The 5622-nt window shown below is 54.9% G+C and carries 8 protein-coding genes; 1 reads left to right on the forward strand and 7 read right to left on the reverse strand.

Going from position 1 to position 5622, the window contains the following annotated elements:
* Window positions 1-237 (forward strand): citrate/2-methylcitrate synthase (locus JWR17_RS18365; RefSeq protein WP_299833431.1); only part of this gene is annotated, 237 nt, incomplete at its 5' end.
* Between the two features lie 111 nt (window positions 238-348).
* Here the strand turns inward: JWR17_RS18365 and JWR17_RS18370 are convergent.
* The 7 genes from JWR17_RS18370 to JWR17_RS18400 form a co-directional block, all read right to left on the reverse strand.
* Window positions 349-954: an START domain-containing protein gene (locus JWR17_RS18370; protein WP_299833434.1), complete on the reverse strand. Its 606-nt coding sequence runs from the start codon at window positions 952-954 to the stop codon at window positions 349-351.
* Window positions 955-1039: 85 nt separating this feature from the next.
* Entirely contained in the window at window positions 1040-1297 is a 258-nt protein-coding gene (locus JWR17_RS18375; protein ID WP_299833436.1) for a YkgJ family cysteine cluster protein, read from the reverse strand.
* A gap of 98 nt (window positions 1298-1395) precedes the next feature.
* Window positions 1396-2112, reverse strand: a complete 717-nt coding sequence (locus tag JWR17_RS18380; protein WP_299833438.1) for a hypothetical protein — start codon at window positions 2110-2112, stop codon at window positions 1396-1398.
* A 125-nt stretch (window positions 2113-2237) separates the two neighbouring features.
* Window positions 2238-3677, reverse strand: coding sequence for a PLP-dependent aminotransferase family protein (locus JWR17_RS18385; protein WP_299833440.1), 1440 nt, complete (start codon window positions 3675-3677; stop codon window positions 2238-2240).
* Window positions 3678-3895: 218 nt separating this feature from the next.
* Window positions 3896-4711 carry an OmpA family protein gene (locus JWR17_RS18390; protein WP_299833442.1) on the reverse strand — a complete coding sequence of 272 codons (816 nt, stop codon included), beginning with the start codon at window positions 4709-4711 and terminating at the stop codon, window positions 3896-3898.
* Between the two features lie 20 nt (window positions 4712-4731).
* Window positions 4732-5085, reverse strand: coding sequence for a DUF4398 domain-containing protein (locus tag JWR17_RS18395; protein ID WP_299833444.1), 354 nt, complete (start codon window positions 5083-5085; stop codon window positions 4732-4734).
* A gap of 217 nt (window positions 5086-5302) precedes the next feature.
* On the reverse strand, window positions 5303-5622 hold a 320-nt coding region (locus JWR17_RS18400; RefSeq protein ID WP_299833446.1), incomplete at its 5' end, for an FAD-binding protein.

A 5622-nucleotide genomic window follows, 5' to 3' on the forward strand; every position in this document is an offset into this window, starting at 1 on the left:
CCGTACTTCATTGAGCGCTCGCTGTACCCGAACGTCGATTTCTATTCGGGCATCATCCTCAAGGCTATCGGCATTCCGACCAGCATGTTCACCGTCATCTTCGCTTTGGCGCGGACTGTCGGCTGGATCTCGCACTGGAAAGAAATGCTTTCGAGTCCGTACAAGATTGGCCGTCCACGCCAGCTGTACACCGGTTACGTGTCCCGGGACATCGTACCGCTCGAAGACCGCAAGTAAGCTTCGCAGATAAGCCGTCGAGGCTAATCTCGGTGCAAAAAAAGGGCTGCCATTGGCAGCCCTTTTTTATCGCTCGAAACCGTCATCAGCTTGGCCGGACAGCAAGACCGCTTACTTCTCGGCCCTTTCCTTCAATGCTTTAAGGGTATTGAACGGCGCATCAACCACAAACTTGTTAGCCACCCACGACGGCACACTGCCGCCTGGCTCGGTATGCACCTGATAGGTTACTTCGGTTTGATCGGCACCCTTGGGCACGAATTTCCAGAACCCATCAACCTGCGTCACACGCACAAAGCCGTCTACGCCAGGAATGTAGGTGGGCTGCCCTTCAAGCTTACGGGTCAAGCTACCATCGGCGCCCTCTTCGGTGGTCACCATCAATACCGAGTCCCGGGGAGTCACAGGCCAGGGCGTGTTGAATTGGGTGTACGTCCAGACTTTGCCGCTGTCGAATTTCAGTACTTTCTGCGTTTTGCACTCGTGAATCCAGGCGCAGGCACCGACGACATCTTCCTGTAACTTGCGCAACTGGCCAACGCTGGCCTTGATCGTGGTCACACCGCGATAAGCCTTGTACTGCGAGCCAACCACGTCACTCAAGGAGATCTTGATACCGCCCTCGTCCTTGGCAACCTGCCAGTTATCAGCCTGAGCGGTAGCGGCCATCAATACGGTCAAACCAACCCCAACAGCTATCCGATGCAGCGAACCCATTTTTATATTCCTTATTGGCAAAGTTCTGGTAAACCGGTTTGCGGTAATCAGTTAACACCCAACGTTTCCCTTTCACGAATTGTATCTACCCCACGGCTGTCGCTTTCTCCCACCAACCGATCAGCCGAATCGCATCAGCCTGATTGCTCCCACAAACGTCCACATCTGCCAAAAACGAGCCGCACACTGCCGGCCGCTCTGGCATGCCGAAAATATCGCACGAAAATTCGACAGACAGGTGCAGACAACGTTCTCCTGCGGCCTTGCCATTTGGCATACCGGGAATCGGTGAGCTGATAGAGGGCGCGATACAGCACGCGCCACAGCTGGGACGACAGTCCATGACTACTATTCCGTCAAAACAAAAATGGGTGAATCAAGGAGATAGTACCCGTTAAAACGGCCGTTTGAAATCAGGCCGTTTGCAGCAACACCCAAGGGCTATTGCTTGAATTCGAAATCCAAGGCTGCACCTTCGACGGGTCGATGTTCTTCATCGCGGCGTTGCAGCTGTAACTCGTTGCTTAGCAGACGGCCGTTGAGCTGGAATGGCGTGTCCTTGGTGGACTTCTTCTCGCTAAACATTTGCGGCAGAACGGCCCTATTAATGATAGGCGCCACTTTTCCTGCTGGCTCAATCTGATCAACCATGTCGTTGGGCAGCGACAAGTCCAGGCTGGGTTTGCTGAGTCGCGTTTGCTGTACCACTTCCCTGGCGGGCTTGGTTTTACTAGCGATTGGCGCTCGGGGCTGGACCGTAGCCGCTTCAGCCCTGGATTTTTCAGGCGCGGCGGATTTCCCGGGCGTAGCGCTGGTGGCGGCCTTGATTGCAACTGGTTTTTTTGCCGACGCTGGCTGATTTTGAGTTGCCACAACCGGCACCACAGCGATATTGGGCGACAGCGTATGCACCGGCTCGCGCTCCAATTGCTTGAACGGTGCAGCCGGGGCCTCAACCACAAGCGGAGCAGTCTGCGCGGCGGGCTTGCCTGAATCGATAAGGGGCAAGGCTGGGCCTTTTGTTTCAGCCGGGACGCGCTCAACTGCAACCTTGGGCGTGGGTGCAGGGGCCGGTGCCGGTGCCGGCGGTTTATCGGCATCACAGGCACTTAACAGCACGATTAGCAGTAGCCCAACACAACGAATGGAGTTATTCATGGCAGCAAGAGAACACACGGGCAGAAAGCCACATGCTCGCCTGTTGGAATGCTCCTGACAAGCGGCCTGACTCATCTGGCGGTAGAAAAATCGCCGCTTGCAGTCCGCCCCCTGCAGGATTTTGATTAATACGTCTGGACGGCTTCCTGACACAATTGTTTGGCCAGCATGCCCAGAGTCATTACTGCGCGCTCGGCTTCCCGGTTCCATGGCACGCCACAGTTAAGCCGGATGCAGTGATTGAATTGCTCTGTATTGCTGAAGATCAGCCCTGGCGCAATACTGATTCCCTGCTCCAGAGCGCGCACATGCAGCTCCTGAGTGTTCACCCGCCCCGGCAAACTCACCCATAGAATGAACCCTCCGGTGGGACGGCTCATTTGTGTCCCTTCAGGAAAATATTGCTGAACAGCTAGCTGAAACGCACTTAGATTTTTTCGATATTCCAGACGAATGAACCGTAAATGACGGTCATAGCCGCCGTTTTCCAGATAAGCGGCCACACCCATTTGGGTGACGCTGCATGCCGAATGAGTACTAAACGTCTGAAGGCGTTGAATTTCTGCCTGATACTTTCCTGCGATTACCCAGCCAATACGCACGCCAGGCGACAAGGTCTTGGAAAAGCTGGAGCAATAAATGACGTGCCCGAGCCGATCAAACGCCTTCAGGGCCTTGGTCCGCCCCAACTCAAACATCAACTCGCCGTAAATATCATCTTCGACGATTTGAATATCAAAGTCCGAAGCCAGGCGTAACAGGTGTTTTTGCCGCTCTTCCGGCACCGTCCCGCCCAAGGGGTTACTCAGCCGTGAAGTCATTACCAAGGCTTTGATCGACCACTGATTGGCTGCTAACTGCAGGGCCTCCAGGCTGATACCAATGGCCGGATCGCTGGGAATCTCAATGACTTTCAGGCCCAGTAGATCTGCAAGCTGGAGCAATCCGTAATACGTGGGCGATTCCGCCGCGATCAGATCGCCGGGACGGGTCAAGACCCGCAGCGACATCTGCAGCGCGTCCACACAGCCATGGGTGATGACCACCTCGGACGGGTCGACCACCACTCCGGCGTCGCGCATGCGGATGGCGACCTGCCGACGCAGCGGTTCGAAGCCAGGGCTGAACATGTAACTGAACGCCCGCGGGCTTTGAAAACGCGTCACCTTGGCGATTTGTTGGTGCAAGGCGCGCACTGGAAGGTAATCAACGTGAGGCGTCGCCGCGCCTAGGGGGAACACGCCTTCGCGGCGAGACTCCACCAATACTTGCTGAATAATGCTGCTGCGGGTAACCAGGCCAGGACGTTCAACTCTCGCAATATCCGGAGTGGGAGCCGTCAGCGCCGGCGTCTGGTGCACGTAATATCCGGACTGCGGCCGCGCACGAATCAGTCCTTGATCTTCAAGGTTGGCGTACGCCTGCAACACCGTCGCATGGCTGACATTGAGCTGCGAGCTCATCTTACGAACCGAGGGCACCCGCTCACCGGGCTGATAGACGCCCCGACGAATATCCTCAGCTAATTGCTGAGCGATGCGCTGATAAAGCAGAAGATTGGTCATAAGACGGCCCTCAATTTCACTGACAACGTGTTTTTATATGGCTTTAAAGACGGACCCTTACCATAACAGTTCAGAAGTGTACTGGGACAGTTTGCCTGGATGCTAGTGTATTTACGCAGTGTGGAAAAATAAACAAGGGCATAACCGCCAACATTAAGGATTTTTAGCGCACAAAAAGCCCGAAGGCGCTTAACCTTCGGGCTTCGGTGAAAATTATCTCAACGTTTCGCGCCTAAAAGCCCTTTTTCATCAGAAAAAACCACTTCGACACGACGATTTTTCGCCCTGCCCCGCTCCGACGTGTTCACGTCCATAGGAAATTGATCGCCATACCCTTCTACCTGAATGCGCGGCTCACCGATGCCCAGGTCAGTGATCACATCTGCCACCGCTTGGGCACGTTCCTTCGACAGTTCAAGGTTCGCGTGTTCATCGCCTGTATTGTCGGTGTAGCCTTCGACGCGGACGGTACGCTTAGGATTTAGCTGAAGGAACTGCACAAGTTTGAGCATGGTGCGATTAGCCGATGGCTTAAGTTCTGCGTTACCGGTGTCAAACAGCACATCGCCCAAGGTCATGACCAGGCCGCGATCAGTCTGGGTGGTCACCAAGGCAACCATCTGCTCTTCGATTAACTTGCCTTGCTGTTGCAGGCCGGCCAACTTCGCTTCACGCAACTCGAGCTGCAAGCGCTGACGCTCCAATTCGGACTTGGCCAACAGCTCCTGGTTGAGCATCAAACGAGTGTGTTCCCGGGCAATTGCGCTGTAGCGGCTGCTTAAAAACGCGTAGTGGTTAACATCGGCGCCACTGCCCCAGAACGTAGACAATCTCTCGGCCCGCGCCAACGACTCCCCGGCGCGAATGACATCTTTGGGCGCGCCTCGCAAAACGTCGGTGTCTTCTTTTACATTCTGAAAGTCAGTAGTGGCCTGTTGCAAGGCCTGCTCGCTGACCTGGTGCCCGGCGCAGCCATAAAGACTGGCCGCACTGCATAGCATCAATGCGCTGATAACACGCGGTGCTTGAGTCATGGCAAGGCTCATTACCCGGTTCATTCGACTGCTCCCACTTGTTTGCGCAGACGATTAAGCCGGATATTGATTTGTGCCAATTGCGCTTCGCTTTTTTCGGTCAACACTTGGGCTTCAGCGAGCCGGGCATCAAGCTCCGACTCCTCGGCCCGCATTCGAGCGGCTTTGTAGGCGCTGTTGCCCATATCAATGTGGGCCTGAAGCAGTTTTGACTGAGCAGCATTCATCTCCGGCATTTCGTCAGTGGCGCCCACCGCTTTAGCTTGATCGACGGCCTGATCAGTCAGTTTCAGTTGTGCGACAGGGGCCGGGTCGTTGGCGCAACCCACCAAAGCGGTGATTGCCGCCGCGGCGAATAAAAATCGAATATTCACGAAAACATTCCTACGTGTTTAGGGCACTGGCCGATTGCAACTGGACTTTCCACAGTTCGAGATTACGCGGCAACGCGTAATCCTTAAGCGAAGCCAATAAAAAAACCCGTTCATTGGCGGCTGTGTGAATGTCCAGTATGTATGTCGAACCCTCCGACCTTACTGCATCTCACTCAGCCCCGAACGAACGGGTCTCTTTATAAGTTAAGAGCCTGGATTAAACCAGCTTCTCGAACTCAGGTACGGCTTCGAACAAATCAGCCACCAGGCCGTAATCAGCCACCTGGAAAATCGGTGCTTCTTCGTCTTTATTGATCGCAACGATCACTTTCGAATCTTTCATACCGGCCAAATGCTGGATCGCACCGGATATACCGACCGCGATGTACAGCTGCGGCGCAACGATTTTGCCGGTCTGACCGACCTGCATGTCGTTGGGAACAAAACCTGCGTCAACCGCAGCGCGGGAAGCGCCCACCGCTGCGCCCAGCTTGTCTGCCAGGGCGTACAGGTGTTTGAAGTTGTCGCCGTTCTGCA

The sequence above is a fragment of the Pseudomonas sp. genome, from assembly GCF_028293835.1.
Taxonomy (GTDB): Bacteria; Pseudomonadota; Gammaproteobacteria; order Pseudomonadales; family Pseudomonadaceae; genus Aquipseudomonas.

Coding starts and splice junctions, on each gene's coding strand:
- JWR17_RS18385 (WP_299833440.1), bottom strand. CDS start 3,677: ATGACCAATCTTCTGCTTTATCAGCGCATCGCTCAGCAATTAGCTGAG.
- JWR17_RS18390 (WP_299833442.1), bottom strand. CDS start 4,711: ATGACTCAAGCACCGCGTGTTATCAGCGCATTGATGCTATGCAGTGCG.
- JWR17_RS18370 (WP_299833434.1), bottom strand. CDS start 954: ATGGGTTCGCTGCATCGGATAGCTGTTGGGGTTGGTTTGACCGTATTG.
- JWR17_RS18375 (WP_299833436.1), bottom strand. CDS start 1,297: ATGGACTGTCGTCCCAGCTGTGGCGCGTGCTGTATCGCGCCCTCTATC.
- JWR17_RS18380 (WP_299833438.1), bottom strand. CDS start 2,112: ATGAATAACTCCATTCGTTGTGTTGGGCTACTGCTAATCGTGCTGTTA.